The sequence below is a fragment of the Chromobacterium sp. CCUG 76385 genome, from assembly GCF_059916625.1.
In genome coordinates this window covers 144,461-160,988 of record NZ_JAUCGU010000004.1, presented here as the reverse complement: position 1 = coordinate 160,988, position 16,528 = coordinate 144,461, and the positions used below count along the sequence as shown (strand labels likewise).

6 protein-coding genes are annotated in these 16,528 nt (G+C 53.0%); 5 read left to right on the top strand and 1 reads right to left on the bottom strand.

Annotated features, from left to right (window positions below; all coding sequences use genetic code 11):
* Positions 1–7 precede the first annotated feature (7 nt).
* A complete protein-coding gene (gene rtxA / locus QUG01_RS05270) occupies positions 8–12,181 on the top strand; it encodes an MARTX multifunctional-autoprocessing repeats-in-toxin holotoxin RtxA (RefSeq protein ID WP_500829206.1) in 12,174 nt (4,057 codons plus the stop codon).
* Between the two features lie 111 nt (positions 12,182–12,292).
* On the opposite strand, the gene QUG01_RS05265 is transcribed toward rtxA, so the two are convergent.
* On the bottom strand, positions 12,293–13,036 hold the full coding sequence (locus tag QUG01_RS05265) for a substrate-binding periplasmic protein (protein ID WP_500829205.1): 744 nt from the start codon (positions 13,034–13,036) through the stop codon (positions 12,293–12,295).
* Between the two features lie 562 nt (positions 13,037–13,598).
* On the opposite strand from QUG01_RS05265, the gene QUG01_RS05260 reads away from it, so the two are divergent.
* From QUG01_RS05260 to QUG01_RS05245, 4 genes are all read left to right on the top strand, one after another.
* Positions 13,599–14,138: a hypothetical protein gene (locus QUG01_RS05260; protein ID WP_500829204.1), complete on the top strand. Its 540-nt coding sequence runs from the start codon at positions 13,599–13,601 to the stop codon at positions 14,136–14,138.
* A gap of 104 nt (positions 14,139–14,242) precedes the next feature.
* A complete protein-coding gene (locus QUG01_RS05255; protein WP_500829203.1) occupies positions 14,243–14,500 on the top strand; it encodes a hypothetical protein in 258 nt (85 codons plus the stop codon).
* Positions 14,501–14,510: 10 nt separating this feature from the next.
* Positions 14,511–15,242, top strand: a complete 732-nt coding sequence (locus QUG01_RS05250) for a hypothetical protein (protein ID WP_500829202.1) — start codon at positions 14,511–14,513, stop codon at positions 15,240–15,242.
* Positions 15,243–15,505: 263 nt separating this feature from the next.
* On the top strand, positions 15,506–16,000 hold the full coding sequence (locus QUG01_RS05245; RefSeq protein ID WP_500829201.1) for a CS1 type fimbrial major subunit: 495 nt from the start codon (positions 15,506–15,508) through the stop codon (positions 15,998–16,000).
* Positions 16,001–16,528: the final 528 nt, after the last annotated feature.

Sequence of the window (16,528 nt, the reverse complement as noted above, 5' to 3'; positions counted from 1 at the left end):
GTAGTTTATGGGTAAGAGCGTCTGGAGAAGTGTTGAATATTTTTTCACGGGTAATTATGTTGCTGACGATGATGATAATACGATTAATGCGATAGGGTTCGGTGGCGTCATTCACGCTTATGGCGGTAATGATCAGATTACAGTGGGATCAATAGGTGCAACCGTTTATACAGGGACTGGCGATGATATCGTAAATGCCGGTGCTGCATATTTGAAGGTGTTTGATGATAGTGGTGCGTTGACGGTACGAGGTGCTGCAGGTTACGTTGCAATTGAAAAAACGCAGTCAGGCAATATAGATTTCAGTGGATTGAGTGGTGCTGTATCGATACTGCACTTTGGGCATAGTGGAGATATTAATTATCAAGGCGCTGCATTGGCTAATTGGCTAGCAAGGCGGGGTTTTTCAGGTAATGTCTTTTTCTCAGGAGCAGGCGGGTATAACCAAATCAGCCATCATACTGATAATGGTGATTTACGATTCAATGGAGCAGGAGCTGCAAATCAGCTAGAGCGCCGATGGTTTCAGCGCTATCAAGGATCTAGTGGAGACATATTTTTTACTGGTGCAGGTGCTGCCAATATCATTACCTCAAGTGTAGAGTCCGGCAGGGTTAATCTGCATGGTGCAGGAGCATATAACCGCGTTCTGCGTCAGGGGCGAGAGGGCGATATCGATTTCAGAGGCGTGGGCGGATGGAATGAGCTATTTCGGCTTTGTTATGAGGAGGATGATTTCCATCGCACGCGCGGTGATATCCATTTTTCAGGAGCTGGGGGGTACAATCGAATTGTATCGGATGTGGCCAATGGAAATATTCACTTTCAGGGAGTGGGGGGATTTAATCATATTACCCGTAGGGGGGCAGATGCTGGTAATCCATTAGACTCTGTGGGTGCTGAGTCTATTCGTTTGATTAGTGGTAAATGGGGTGATCAGGAAAGGCAAGTTTCGGCCATTAAATCAACGGTTAACTTAAATACTTATATTTTTGCTATTTACGAACATGGTTTTACCAAGGTCAATCAGATTGAGTTGTTGAACGATCCTGATAGCGGCAAGCTGCGGTACTTTTCTACATCGTGGTATCGAACTGGAGATCATCTCAATCAACTCAGTGATATGCATATTGGAGAGCAAACTGGATTTACACCAACGAAAAGAAATGGGGTCGGGTGGGCGTATAAGCTGACAGGCCTTACTTATGAACATCAGAAGGCTGTGCAAGTCCGGGCGGTAGAGAGTGAGGTTAAAAAGGATCAATGGATAAGTTATGGTGGAGGGCTAAAACAGGCTGTAAATAGTATCGAGATTGTTTCCGCAAAAATAGGAAGTGTAGGAGGTGGCTATGTAGATGGTGGTGTGACTGTTGATGCGGTGAGATCGGCTGCTCAGCCCAGTTGTTATATCTTTGCAAGATATGAAAGTAATTATACTAAGGTAGTTAAGCTGGAGCTTGTTAATGATGCTGTAACCGGTGAGGTTAGATACCGAACGAGCGCTTGGAGAAAGACGGGAAATCATATTGCTTCTATTGCTGAAGAAATTATTGGTGAATCAAATGGATACAGTGCGCTGAATCAAGGTGAGTATGAAATCAGCGACCTTCATTATCGGATCAACACCGTGACCGCCCTATCGGGAAGTTTGTCGCAAGTGCAAAACTATTCTGTAAATGATTTCGCAGAGCGTCCGCGGAGGGTAGGAAATACTGAAGGCAATATTATTTTTGAAGGTGCCGGCGGGGGAAATCTGATTGAGTCGGATGTGACGCAAGGGGACATTCATTTCAGTGGGGCGGGTGCGGCCAATGTGGTTATCAAGAAGGGCCAATTGGGGGATCTGGTATTTCGTGGCGCGGGTCTGGCAAATGTGTTGCTGCATCTAGGCGCACAAGGACGCATGGATGTGTATGCGGCAGGCGCAGCGAATGTATTGATCAGGCGTGGTGATGGTAGTTATCTTGCGCGTCTGCTGGCGTATGGAAATATCTCTGTTCATCATGGTAATGGCGATGGCCAGGTATTGATGCTGGGTGGATTTAATAGCCATACTCATATCGGCAGCGGACGTGGGCGTTGGATGGCTGCCGGCGGCTTAAATGTATTTACCAAAGTGGGATCGGGAGCCGTAGATGCCGTAATGGCAGGCGGCGGCAATGTGCTTTCTGTTTTGGGCGGCGGTGATTTAGCTGCTGGCCTGCTGGGCGGCGCTAATGTCGTTAGCCATATTCACCTGGGGAATGGAGAGGCGGATACCCGTGTAGTTGCTTTGGGTGGCGCTAATGTTTTGACTAAACATGGTGATGGGAAGCTACAGGCGATGTTGGGTGGCCAGCTCAATGTGTTGACCCATATAGGACAGGGTGAAACCCAGGCGATCATGCTTGGGGCGGCTAATGTGCTGACTAAGGTGGGCGACGGTGATCTGAGCGCCGTCATGCTGGCTTGGGGCAATGTGCTAAGTCATGTTGGCGATGGTCGCACGCTAGGCGTGATGGCCGCAGCGGGCAATATCTTTACCAAGGTGGGCGGTGGTACTTCGATTGCCGCGATGGTTGGGGCTGGCAATGTATTCACCCATATTGGACAGGGCGATGCCTGGGCATTGATGGGCGGTGTGCTCAATGTTTTCACCAAAGTAGGCGATGGAAAAGCGCTGGCTTTGATGATAGCCAAGGGCAATATCTTTACTCATGTCGGCAATGGCCTGACCGTAGCGCTGATGCTGGCAAAGGGCAATGTGGCCACCAAGGTTGGGGATGGCATGACATTGGCCGCCATGATTGGCGGCGCTAATGTGTTCAGCCAGATTGGCCATGGCGAAACGTTTGCCGCAATGATAGGCAAAGCCAATGTCTTGACCAAGGTCGGCGATGGTTTGACTGCCGCGCTGATGGCGGGCAAGGCCAATGTTTTCACGCAAGTGGGGCATGGCATCAGCCTTGGCTTGTTTGCAGGCGATTTCAACCTGATGACGAAAGTTGGCGATGGCGCGACGCTGGCTGCGGCGTTCGGAAAAGCCAATGTCATGACCCATGTAGGCAGCGGCATTACCGGGGTTTTGGCATTGGGCAAAGCCAATATCGTTACCAAGGTGGGTGATGGATTGCTTGGGGTATTGGCCAAGGCTGAAGCCAATGTGGTGACCCATGTAGGCAACGGCGTTACTGCTGCTTTGTTGTTGGGCAAGGGCAATGTGCTGACCAAGGTAGGGAATGGCGCCACCGTGGGGCTGTTGGTTTCCGACGTGGGCAATGTGCTGACCCAAGTAGGAGACGGCCTGCAAATTGGCTTTGCCAAAGGCAAAGCCAACCTGATGACCAAGGTGGGAGCTGGCGATCAAATTGTCGCAGCCTGGGGCGAGCTGAATGTATTGACCCATGTAGGCGATGGTTTGGGTGTTCGAGCGGCCAAGGGGCGAGCCAATGTATTGAGTAAGATAGGCCAGGGTGGCCAGCTCAGCATCGTGCAGGGTGAGGCCAATGTGGTGACCCATATTGGCGATGGTGACGATTATGTAGGCGCCTGGGGGCGCGCCAACGTGGTGACCAAGGTGGGTGCTGGACGTCAGGTCACATTGGCGAAAGGCGAGGCTAATATCATCACCCAGGTGGGGCAGGGCGATGGCTACCAGGCCTTGCTGGGGCGTGCCAACCTGGTGACCAAGGTGGGCGATGGTATTCAGGTTACGGCAGCTAAAGGCGAAGCGAATGTTGTCACGACTGTAGGAGATGGGCTGAGCGTCACCGCCGTTTACGGCAAGCTCAACAGCAACATCAAAGTGGGAAGCGGCGCCAGCGTCAATGTCGCCTGGGGCGACTACAACCTGAATACCCAATGGGGCGACGGCCTCAATGTGGCGGTGATGAAGGGAAAGGGTAATGCCAACATCCAGATTGGCGACGGCCTGATGATCAGCGCCGCTTATGCGCGGAATAACGTTGTGGTCAAAGTCGGCAATGGCGACTTCTATTCTCTCGCGGTAGCCAGCAGCAATACGGCTAGCAATAAGTTGGCGGAGTTGTTTGGCAATATCAAACAAACCTTGTTGGGTGCGGGGGCCAGTCAGGCCATCAATTATCTGGTGCAGGGAGACGAGGGCGAAACTTCGGGTGTATCTCGCCAGGGACGGGGAGGATTCCGGTTGCCGGGACGGCAGAGCCGGACCGGAGCCGAAGAGGAAAGCCTTGGCGTAGAGCTGACGGAAGTCCAGCAGTTGCAAGGTTTTCGTTTGGATGAGATTGGCCAGACCGATTCAAGCTTGGCCAGTGACCTGCGTGGCCAGGTTTCACGGCCGCAGGATGTGGACGAGGCACAGCACGCCAGCCGCTTATCGATAGACGAGCAAGGCGCTGAGCAAACTAATCTGATCGTCAACGGCGATTTCGAACAAGAGGGCCATGGCTGGCAATCCACTCATGGCATCGAGGCTTGGCTGGGCGCCGGTGTATACGGGCTTTCGGCTGAAGCTAAATATGGCCAATTCTCCAGCGAACTGTCCACTGACCGCAATACTACGATTTATCAGGATCTGGATGGCCTGCGTAGCGGGCAGACCATTACATTGGATTTTGACTTTGCTCGCCGTCTGCATGCTGGCCTGGAGCACGGTATCGAAGTACGCTGGAACAATGTCCTGGTTTTCAGCAGTCAAGGCGATGCCGCCGAGTGGCAACACAAGCAATTACAACTTGCCGCCGTGACGGGACGCAATCGCATCTCCTTTAGCGGTACGGGGCCTGAGAACAGCCTGGGGTATGTGATCGATAATGTCGCCGCCTATGCCGAGTCGATGCCGGATCTCAACGTGCCGAGCGCGGGAGCGCAGGCGAGTCAGGACCAAGCCGCAGCAGAGCGTGACCAGCAGCGCCTTGAACAAGAAAAAGAACGTCAGTTGGCGGATATCGAAGGCAGCCTGAGGCAACTGGAAGCAAGCGATGAACAGCAATTATCGCGTAATGGTGATTGGCTGCGGGATGTCTTGAGTGAAGAGGCCGAAGCGGTGACATCACGCTTGGGCCAGTTGACGCGCGGACTGGAATCGTTTGCCGCACAAAGACAGGAAGGTGGTTCTGGCCACGCTTGGCGGGATCGTTTTGCTGGCGAGCTGCCGAAGGATGTCCAGGAGCAGTTGGCGAGGGCGCAGACGGCGGCATCCGATGCACTGAACAGCGTAGACCAGCAGCATCAGAGGCAGCAAGCAGAGCGCCAAGCAGCCTTGCAGAAAAGCGAGAGAGGGCGTCGGCGAAGCGAGGAGGCCCGATTGCTCGGCCAGGATCAGACACAGGCTGCGGCTGCTCAGGGCGAGGCGCAGGCGTCACAGGCGCAGAGCAGGCAGCAACAAGCGCAGGCCAGGCAAGAGCAGGCTAACCAAGATGTGGAGCAGGCCCGCCATCGCGGTGCGCAATCAGCGGAAGAAAGTCGTCAAAAAGTGAGTCAAGCGGCTTCCGATGCCAAGAGTGTGCAACAACAAGGCGATGCCAAGCCGGAGCGCGTGGTTCGCAGCGCCGCAGTGGTCGAGCCCCAGCGCGCTGATGCGGCGGAGCGGGATGAAACGACCGAGGCCGGCGAGGTGGATGAATTCGATGGCGAGGCGGGCGGCACCGAAAACCCCGGCCAGATTGCGCCAGAGTTGGGTGGGTTGGCTGATGCCAGAGCCGCGGTCAATCGCTTGCAGATCAATGCAGGCTTGAGAGCTAGGTCACGCTCTTACCTCGGAAAGGCTCAACCGGTTCGGCAGGCCCCTGCTTCGCGGGATGAGGGGGGCGTCGCTGGAGATCTTGAAGGTTTAGGCAAGGATGGAGATGCAGGAGACGTGCCGGCCGATCAGGTACTGCAGAGGCAGGTATCCACAATACGGGATCAAATGGAACCAGGTTCTCAAGCCATAAAGGAATTGAGAATAGGTGTCAGCTTCCGTACCGATGGCAATGGCAAAGCGCATATAGAACATGATTTGAAAGCGATTGAATCGCTGAACCAGCTAAAGAATAAAAATGGCGATCCTCTTTTCCCTTTCAAAATAGTGCCAGTTACTTTGCCTGTTGGTGCTAGGGGTCCCGTGACGCCCTCGCGTGATGCTGCTTGGACCGATCTGGATAATATTAACTTGTTATATATTCCCGGTGCGCCAACTGCAAGTGATATTCAAGTTGGCTCTTCATCACCGTCTTCGCCTTCACACCAGGAAGAGTTGAACCTAAATCGTCCAGTGCGCCCAGAGCCACCAAGTATGCCTAAGGAACCAATTGCTCCAGAGCCGTTAGCAAGCAAGAAACAGCAGAATGCATACAAATCTCAACTAGCACAATATCAAAAGCAATTAGCTCAATACCAGCGACAGCTGGCCCAGTACGAGACACAAGTCGCTAAATACGAGCGCATCAATGGCGAACATCAAAGTCGTAGCACCTATGAGTTACGTCTATTGGAAATAGCAAGAGCGCGTGGTATTCCGATCATAGCTGTCTGTGCGGGTTCTTGGCGATTGCTTGAACTTTATGGCGGCGAGGTTCGGACATTGCGGCGCAGCAGCAGCCGGGATCAACACAAGGCGAGCAATCCAGCGGAAACGTGGCAATTGGAACACGAACTAAGGCTTATGGATGGTAAGGTTATAAGCCAGTTAATGGAGACTCAGGAAGGAGGTGATTCAAAGATCACGGGTATTAACTCTACTCATTGGGCGGTCCCTACTTATGATGATACTCCAGAAGGACGGAAACTAAGGGATGGCACCGGAACACCATCACGATGGTTGAGTATCTCGGCGGAGGATCCCAATACTTTGACGGTTGAAGCCTTTGAGTCGCGCTATGGAGTGCCGGTCATGGGCTTGCAATGGCATCCAGAAGCTTATCTGCCAGGGATGCTTGGTGAAATGTCAGGTACGGAGGAGGCCCGGGCGCTCAGCCGCGCAATTTTTGAATACATGGTGTTTTCTGCTAAAACGGCTCAGCAGCGTGCTGAACTGGTTGCTTCGCTCAACAAGCACTTCGAACAGCGTGAGCACGGTGACACCTCAAAGCCTAATCGTGTTCCGGATACTGAAGAATTGGAGAGTTTGGGGGCGACGAGCGGCCTCAGGAGTGAGCGGCAAGAATCTGCTGAGGAAGTGGAGAAGACGCCATTGGATGGCCTGATCACGCGCCAAGCATTGCAACAGGAGGCTTCGGTATTCGCCAAGCGCATTGGCCCATCCTATCGAGCGATTCTGGACGGTCTGGAACGGCTACCCACGGTCGGTGGCGACACGCAACTGGCTGAAGGCCTGGCCTTGCATCAGCGGCTTAGCCGTTATCTGGCGGAGCATCCCACGTCCGGGCGCAATCCGGCTTTGGGCCGGCTACGCGCCCAATTGGAAGAAAAGTTGTTTGCAGGCGACATGCTGTCGCGGCGAGAGGATTTGCTGGCAGTCGCGAAGGAGAGCCCTCAACTGGCCGTACGTCTGTATCAATTGGCGCGAGAGACTGCGCGTAGCGGCGACAGCGAATTGACCACTGCCGCGCTGGCCTGGGCTCGCGCGGATTCCACTGCGGCTCTCGCGCGCCTCAATGCCTTGGTTGATGCGGAGCCGGGCAAGACTTGGCGAGCCGATAGTGGAGAGTTGGCCAGCTTTGCGGATGATGTGCGGCGAGCGACGGGCCGCGTGGTCGATACCGTCGATAGCGATGCGCTTGCGCCTTCGACCGAGACCACACATGCCGAGCGGACGCGCCCCAGGCCATCGGGCGCTTCAAGCGGACGGGTTGAGTTTATTGATCGGTTGATGCAACAGCCCGATGCAGACCTGGAGCGTTTTCTGCTGCGTAAGAATCCGGAGCTCAAGCCCTTGTGCGACTACGTGTTCCGTGACGTGGATTTGCCGGACGGTCGCTTTGGCCGGATCACATCCCAGTTTGTGTCCAAGCAGCATTTATTGGCATTCAGTGTGGCATCCAATCTGGGTAACTTCGCGGTCAGCGCGCGCGAAGCCGGCGCGCTGACGCTGGAACGCCTGGCGGATGGCGCGGCGGCCAAGGGGCACGACATCCTTGAAAAAACGGTCAAGGGCAGCTCCTTGAGCAGCGCTTATGGCGCGGAGGGGGCGCAAAAGCTGGTCTGGCTGCAGGAGCTGGGGCTGGCGGGGCTGGTTGGGCACTGGGATCCGGAAACCAAAGCGCTGCTCGGTTTTTATGTGACGCCGGAGCTGTATGCTCAGCGCGACTCCGCAGATGAGGCGGAGCGAGCCGTGGGGCAACGGGTTCTGCGCGTCGATGCCGATCATTATTATTTCCCGGTTGACATCAGTGATTTTGCGTCCGTACGCAGCAGCACAGCGCTGCTGCGCGAAAGCCCGCAGTGGCAGCAAAAGATGTATACCGGCGACTACGACCTGCATGACATGGTCAGTTTTAGCGGCCGCGCGCACTCCGTGCCCAGCAGCAGCCAGACAGAGCGCTTCATCCGCGACATGCTGAATGCCGCGGTGGCGGCTAAAGACGAGAGCCGGCCCTTGCGCCGCGGTTCACACCATACCGTGCAGCATGGCCCTCAAGTTAGCTACCCGGCCCATATGGGCGCGCATGAACAAGGCGTGCCGCTGGTGGGCGCCGTGGCCAATCCATCCTTCCCATTGGCCTTGTGCGATAGAGGCGTATGGCAGCCGATTGTCCATGACGTTGATCAATTGCAAGGCGCTTACCGGCGCATGGGCGCGCACTTGAAAGTGACTTGGCAGCCGGGTGAAGATCATCCCCGCTTTGTGCCGGATGGCGAAAACGGGCAAGTGAGAATGGTGCGGCGGCCGTCGCAAGACTCTGCGGAGGGCGCGAGTGCTGACAGCCTGAACATTCAAGGGCTAGGGGGCACGCATGAAAGGGTTGAGTCGTCTCGACTGGATATTTCAACTGAACTGGCACAATGGCGAACCGAGCAAGTCACCTCGCAAACCCGCGGCGAGACAGCAAGCCGCTTTGATGGCCAGCTGATTTTCCAGATGGAGAATGACCCCGTGGCGGCCAGGGCGGCGGCGCGATTGGCCGGCAAGCATCCGGGCAAGAGCGTGTTGGTGCAAGTGGGCGCCGATGGCCAATACCGGGTAGTGCATGGCGAACTGTCCAGTTTGAGCGGCAAGCTGCGCTTGCAGGTGGTGGGGCATGGCCGTGAGGATGGGGCGGATGGCAACAGCCGTTTGAGCGGCTACGACGCCGATTCTCTGGCTGCGCGCCTGCTGCATGTGAGTCACGACATTGCGCGTGCGCATGGCATTGAAACCCAAGCCGAGCATGTCAGCTTGGTGGGCTGTTCCCTGGTTGGCTCGTCCAGGCAGGACGGATATGCGCGCGGCTTTTTCGAGGCCATGGAACGCCGTGGGGCAGTCGCCAGCGTTTCGGCGCGCAGCAGCGAGGTGGCGGTGGATGCGCAAGGCCGCAAGCATACCCGCTCAGAGCAGGGAGATTGGCGGCGTAAAGAGGCGGAGCGCAAAGTGGTGTTCAGCCGTGGAGAGGACCTGCAGCTGCAAGTGCGGCGCGAATCGATCCGCAGCGGCATCGCCGAGGGCGATATCAACCTGGCAAGGGTAGGACAATCGCGTCGCGCATCGGCGAGCGGTGCCATAGCCGACAATCAAGACGTTTTCCAGGCGCCGAAAAAACGGGTTGCCACACATCAAGAGGGAGATGCCAGCTCGGATAGCCGGCAGTTGAGCTATTCCGGCAATATCAACGTCCACCTTGGCAATGGCGAGTTCACTAAGATTAATTGGGGTACCTCCAATTTGGGAATCAAGGTAGGCACCGGCGGCATGAAGTCGCTGGTTTTCGGCGATAACAACGTGATGATTCACATCGGAGATGGAGACAGCCAGCATAGCGTGGACATCGCTGGCTACCGCGCGCTGGAAGGGGCGCAGTTGTTTATAGGCAACCGCAACGTCAGCTTTAATCTGGGGCGCAGCAATGATCTGATCGTAATGGCGGACAAGTCCATTCCCATGCCGCCGCTGGTGAATCCGTTTGATGATGCCGCGCGTATCGCCGGCGTGCTGCAAACGATTGCCGGAAACCGCGACCAGAGCCAATGGCTAAGCGCGCAATGGGCGCAGTGGACCCTGGCGGGCGTGGAAAAATATCTGGCCGATACGGCAGGGCTGGATCAAACCAGCAGCGTAGACTATGCCAGCCTGGCTGACTTGGACAGCCAGCATCAGCGCAGCAGCCGCGGGTTGAAGAGCGATATCGAAGCCACATTGAACAAAAAGTTCAATCAATGGCAATCCAGCCAAGGACAACAGGGTGGAGGCCAATTGAGCCGGGCGGACAAGCTGCGCCAAATGAATGAAAAATTGGCCTTCAATTTTGCCGTTGGCGGCCAGGGAGCGGATATTCAGATCACTACCGCTAACTGGAATTTTGTCTTTGGCGATAATATCCAGTCCATTCTGGATACCAATCTGGGTTCTCTATTTGGACTGCTGACCCAGCAATTCACCGCCACCGGCATGGCTAAAACCACCTTTACCTTCACGCCGACTGACCTGCCAAGACAGCTGCAAAACCGCCTAATGGGTCGTTTGGCCGGAGTGGGCAGCGACACAACCTTGGGTGATATTTTTGGCGTGGATTACACCGCGCAAGGTGGTTTGGTGTCCAGATCCGGCGAAGCCATAGACGCGCCTGCCATGCTCCGTGAAATGCTGTCAGTCATTGCCGACTTCGGCGGCGAGCAACTGGCGAGCTTCACCGACCCTGCCCGTTGGCTGGATGCATTGGGGGCGGGAGCGGACTTGGGCAAAGACGCGCTCCGCTCTTTTGCCAGAAGCCATGGTTTGCAAGCCGCGGCGCCTGACGAAACTGACCATGCGTCGCCGCCAGCGGACGCTTTAGCGGCGGCGGAGACAGACCATGAGGCGTTTGGCCTGAATGCATTGCATCTGCCCAACCTGTTCGCCACCTTGTTCAGCCAAGACAAGCAGAGCGAGATGGAGCAACTGCTCAGCAATCTCAAGCAAAACCTGAGCGCAGATCTACTGAATATGCAAGAGCAGACTTTTGACTTCCTGCGTAATAGCGGTCATCTGCAAGGCGACGGCGATATGCATGTTTCCTTGGGGAATTACAACTTCAATTGGGGCGGGGATGGCAAAGATCTGGGCGCCTATTTGGGAGAGAACAACAACTTCTGGGGCGGACGCGGCGATGACGTCTTTTACGCCACCGGCACATCCAATGTCTTTTCTGGAGGCGCCGGCTCAGACACCGGTGTGCTGATGGGGCGAGAGAACATGATGTTTGGCGGCGAAGGTGACGATGTCGCGGTGTTGGCTGGCCGAATCAATCACGCATACTTGGGAGACGGCAACGATCAAGCCTATGTTTTTGGCGAGGGAGGCGTGATCGACGGCGGCGCCGGCCAGGATTATCTGGTGGTTTCCGGCAACTACAACAGCATGGATGGCGGCGCGGGGCAGGACTTCGTCGTCGCCATCGGCAACCATAACCAGATCAGCCTGGGCCAGGGCAATGACTATGCCGTGGTGTTTGGCAATCATAATCGCCTGCAAGCCGACCATGGCCGAAACCAGATCAAGCTCATGGGGTATCACGCGCTAGTGACGGGCGCGGATGAGGGCGACCACCTTATCGCTGACAGCGCTTCCAAGTTCAGTGAATTTTCCGCTGGCGCCGGTGACGATGTGCTGGTGTTGGGCGGCTATCAAAACCGCTTTTCAGGCGGAGAAGGCGTGAATAGCTTTGTGTTGTCGGAAGCGGTGATTGATTGCGAAGTGCTGGATGTCGAGCAGGATGACTATATCGTACTGGATGATATTGATCAGCAGGATATCTGGTTCCGGCGTAACGGAGATGATTTGCAGATTTTACTGAATCGGTGCGATGAAACAGCGGAAGCCAGTGATCAGGACCGTTTCGAGCAGATAGGCGCAGCGACATTCAACGGATATTTTTCCAACAAGCGAGCGCAAATTGTCTTGGAGTTGGGAGACATCCAGAAAAACAGCCTGCGTTCTTATACCGCCCTCAGCCATCAGGCAGTCGATGCCTTGGTGCAGGCCATGAGCGGCTTTGCGCCTGAGGCGGGTCAAGCCGGTTTCATCAGCAATATCGATCGTGCTTCAAGCCAGGCCGTACAGGCTGCGTGGAGCATGGCGGTGCAAGGAGATGGAAAATTGATAGTTTAATGTTAAATTGAGCCTAGTAGATATTAACTAAATGTAGTAATCCTCCGCTGAAGATAAAAGTACAAAGCTACATCTTTAGCGGGGGATTTTAATTTTAAGAACTGGTTTAATTTAATTGGAGAGATAGGATTTAATCAACTTTTCATAATCAGGAATCTTTTTATATTTTTCAATTGCATTGCGAACTTCTTCAACGAGAACCTGCGGCGTTCTCTTTGAAGTGGCGATGTAATCTGCCTCTGTATCAATTGAGCGGCCGATTTGCAGTTTTCTCACATCGTAGCCTTCCTTCTGCAGCAAGTGCATGCCGCCAATCACCCCCGTATACCATGCATCTATTCTGCCTAGCAGCAATTTTCTTGCATTGCGTGTCTCATCAGTATTTCTATCTATTTGTTCACCACTCAAGCCATTGCGCTGCAGGGTGGCTTCATAGCCTGTTCCGGCTAACACGCCTACTTTGTACTTGCCAACTCCCGCAATACTATCAAGTTTGATTTTCCCTGGGAGGGTGAGGAAAGCGATATTCGAGTCGTATAGCTTGCTTACCCATACATACTGATTTTCACGCTCGCCATTTCGGGTTAAAGGAATGATGAAGGAATTGTCGTCATTGCCGGATTTGATTTCCGCCTGTGCGCGCAGCCATGGCTGCCAGATGAGTTGGAAACTAATATGTTGTGCGTTGAGCGCAGCGGTAATGATTTTTCCGGCAATACCTCCTATTTGACCATTTGCTAGGCGGTCTGTCTCATTAGGAAATTCATAGGTGTGAATGATGATTTGATCCGCCATGGCATGGGAGCCAATAAATAGTGCGCATAGTGAAAAATATAAAATATAGCGTTTCATCATGACTCCCTATGTGGTGGGGTTCTGTATTTATAGAGTAATAAAACTTGACTTTCAAGATGCCAACTGAGCAGTCATATGGCTTGGCAAGGCATTGGTGAGGCATGGGGGACGAAATTGTATTTCCATAATGGTGGATAGCTTTGTCATGTGGGTGCTTGCAAAGTTAAACGAATTGAAAAATCTGTTACTACGGCGGTAGTGATATCGAATAATTTTGTATTTATGGAGAGCGTGCTAAGCGCAGGCAGGCTTGACTATATGTTCCAACTATTTTGACGGAATGGCTGCCTTTCTCTATGTGAGCATGAGTCAATTTCTCTTGTTTTTCATTGAGTTGTCCGTGGGTGGAATGATTGTTAAGGGTATGGAACGTTTGGTTTGTTTGATTATGGGGTATTAAGGTTTGATAAGAGTTATTCATTTCATGCTTGTCAAGAGATGTGCCAAGATGGCTCATCTGTTGATTCGCCATCGTTTTGCAAGCTAAGCCAAATCGAAGTGCCTTTGATTAAGGTGCCTGTGGATTGACAAATCTATAAGTTACTTTTTAAAGGTGGTTGTGATGGTTTCTGGCATTGGTGGAGTGAGCAACGGAATGTATACCCCTGCATATGCGGCTATGGAGTCTATTAACACGGATGTCTTGCTTTCTGCAGCTGCTACGCAGGAGCAGGGGGACGAAAAGAAGAAGAAACTGAATCCGGCCTTGGCTTTATTGCTGGTTTCAATGTTGCTGGAAAATTCTTCGTTCAATTCAACTTCATCGGCTAAGGCTTGTATCGCTGCTACGGCTGCCCAGGCTGGTGGAGACCATGCTTGGTTCCAAAATGAATTAAGCAAGCTGGGCCAGCAATTTTCTGCAAATCAAGGCGGTGAGGGTCTGGCGGGGCAAGTGCAGAACATGCTTCAGGCACTGGCTCCCGCCCAACCCGTCAACCCGGCTTTGAGTCAGCAGCTTAACGAGGTTTCTGTGATGAGTTCGGCTGTTTCGTTTGGCTCGGCTGGGCAGGGTGCTGCAGGCGCCATGGCATATAGCCAGGCTGCAGGAATGTCTGTAGGTGGAATGGCCATGGCTGGCGGAGCGATAAGCGTTTCTGCGTAACAGAATGTTGGTGATGAGATGCGCATGTCCGTAGGTGGAGTGGCGGGCAAGTAATAAATATTTTTGGATGGATGCCGAGTACGGCTGAGAGCAATGAGGTGCGTATGTTGGGAGAGTTTTCTGGTGCGAGCGCGGTATTGCATCGTTCAAAAGTGGAAAGCCTGCAAATGGTGGTAATGGAAAAACTGGAGCGGTTTGCTGAGTGGGATGAGGAGTTTTGTCGTTTGCATCGTGTGGATCGTATTTGTAAGCAAGTATTGAGCGTGGCCGCTCCAGGCCAGTATTTATACCTGACCAGGCAGGAATTGAATGAGATAAAAATGGCGATGAAATCGATTCCTTCTGTCATTTGCCATTCTTGAGAGGCATATCATGCGTTATTTAGTATTTTTAGCTGTGGCCGCGTTGACATCGCTGCATGTGGGGGCGGCGCCCAGCATAGATGTGGGTTCGATGTTTGAGTACATGGATGAAAAAAAGCGCACTTTGGTCAAGCATGTGCACAACCATGGCGATAGCACGGCCTATGTGAAGGTTTCCTTGCGTGAAGTGGTGTTTGATGAATCTGGCCGGGAACAGGACGTTGCCGATATCGGTGATGCAGGCCTCTTGAATAAAAAAGAAGGCCTGTTGGCCAGTCCGTCGCATTTGATTATCCCGGCAAAAGGACGAGGCGCATTAAGGCTGGTTCATTTGGGAGGGCGGGAGCGGGAGCGCTACTATCGCGTGACGTTTGCCCCTGTGATGCCCAAAACGCTGGATGAGTTCAAGCTCGATGAAGATGCCGCAGAAAAGTATCAGCAGTCCTTCAGTGCCGGTGTCAACCTGTTGATCAGCTATGGCGCAGTTGTCATTGTGCGGCCAGAGCATACCCGGTTCGACACGCGGGTGGCAAAAGAAAATGGGCAGCATGTGATCTGGAATCAAGGAAATAGCACGGTGATCATCCCGCACTATTCTGTATGCTCGGGCGAGCAATGCGAAAACGCAGGGCTAAGCCATTTGCGGCCGGGGCAGAAGAAGTTGTTTCCTGCCGCCGGAAAAAAATACAAGGTCTTCCTGAAGGAAGGCGAGCGGACGCGCAGCGTGGAGCTTGGGGAGTAAGCTGAATAATGGACGGGATGGAAAACATATTCATCTTCTTGATGTTTATTTGGATTTTATTTACTGTGCTTGTCTGTTCTGTCATGGTTTTGCTGTTGCTCCATATTCGAGCCTACTGTGATTAATGGCTATGTTGTTAATAAGTGATTGCCGCGATTATTGAAGCTTTCCTGCGGCCGGTAGTTTTGACTGCTGGAGGCGCAAGGTCATGATTTCTATCTTGTGATAAATAAAGCTTATTTTTATTTTATGAGGAACATAAAATGTCTAAGTCTATTAAAAAATACGCATGTGGCCTAGCCATGATTGCCTTGGCCGGAGTGTCGCATATTGCTAGTGCCGCTACGACTGTGACTACATCAAAGACCTTTGCTGTGAGTTATACCGTTGCCAACAAATTTTCTATTACTAAGAGCGGTGGTCATGCTATCGAATCGAATGAGCCAATGGCATTGACGGGGCGGCCGGGTGCTAAGGCTACCAAAAATCTCGCGCTGACATTTGATAGTAATCTAGGTAATGTGTATGCCAAACTTTCCGCAGCTAACCCAAAATTGACTGGTCCAGGTTCTAACAACTTTATTCCATTGGTGGTAAAGATCGGTTCCGTGGGGCTGACTAATGTGAAGCAGGTGGTTTCAGGCGGTGGCAGTGCAAGTAAAGAACTAATTATTGAATCTGCAGATATTATAGCAACCGATAAGGTCGCTGGTTCCTATCAGGCAGCGCTAGAGATTGAATTTACTTCTGAACTGTAAATGATCACTGCCCATTCTCATATGTGCTCTTTGTGGATGGGAATGGGTAGGATTCCAAAATTAAAGTATCGAGTTTTAAGTCAGGACGGAATTCTTAAAATATAAAAATGACCATTTTGTGACTATTTGCTCGAGTCGAATTGAAAAGATATCAGCCTAATGGTTATTTCTATGTTGATTAAGTTTAAGTATGCATTGAGTTTGAATAGGACATTAATTTATGCCTTGCTAGCTATCGTTTCCCCTGTGCAGGCATCCGTACAGAAACATTGGGATGAGCAGTGGGCTGCGCTCCCGGAAGAGTTTCGCGCGGGATTGTTTGGCGTACCGCGCTTGTCCGAGCTGTGGGTGGATGGCCGTCAATTTGGTGAGGTGGAGCTGATAGTGTCCAGCGACGGCACGGTGAGCTTGCAGCCAGGCACGGAGCCAGCGGAGCTCGGACCGTGGCTTGAGTATCTGGCGGTACCCAGAAGATTGGGAAGCTGTGCGAAAGACTGCCCAAACGGGCTGTTGGCGCTTGAATATGAT

Coding starts and splice junctions, on each gene's coding strand:
- rtxA (WP_500829206.1), top strand. CDS start 8: ATGGGTAAGAGCGTCTGGAGAAGTGTTGAATATTTTTTCACGGGTAAT.
- QUG01_RS05250 (WP_500829202.1), top strand. CDS start 14,511: ATGCGTTATTTAGTATTTTTAGCTGTGGCCGCGTTGACATCGCTGCAT.
- QUG01_RS05245 (WP_500829201.1), top strand. CDS start 15,506: ATGTCTAAGTCTATTAAAAAATACGCATGTGGCCTAGCCATGATTGCC.
- QUG01_RS05265 (WP_500829205.1), bottom strand. CDS start 13,036: ATGATGAAACGCTATATTTTATATTTTTCACTATGCGCACTATTTATT.
- QUG01_RS05255 (WP_500829203.1), top strand. CDS start 14,243: ATGTTGGGAGAGTTTTCTGGTGCGAGCGCGGTATTGCATCGTTCAAAA.
- QUG01_RS05260 (WP_500829204.1), top strand. CDS start 13,599: ATGGTTTCTGGCATTGGTGGAGTGAGCAACGGAATGTATACCCCTGCA.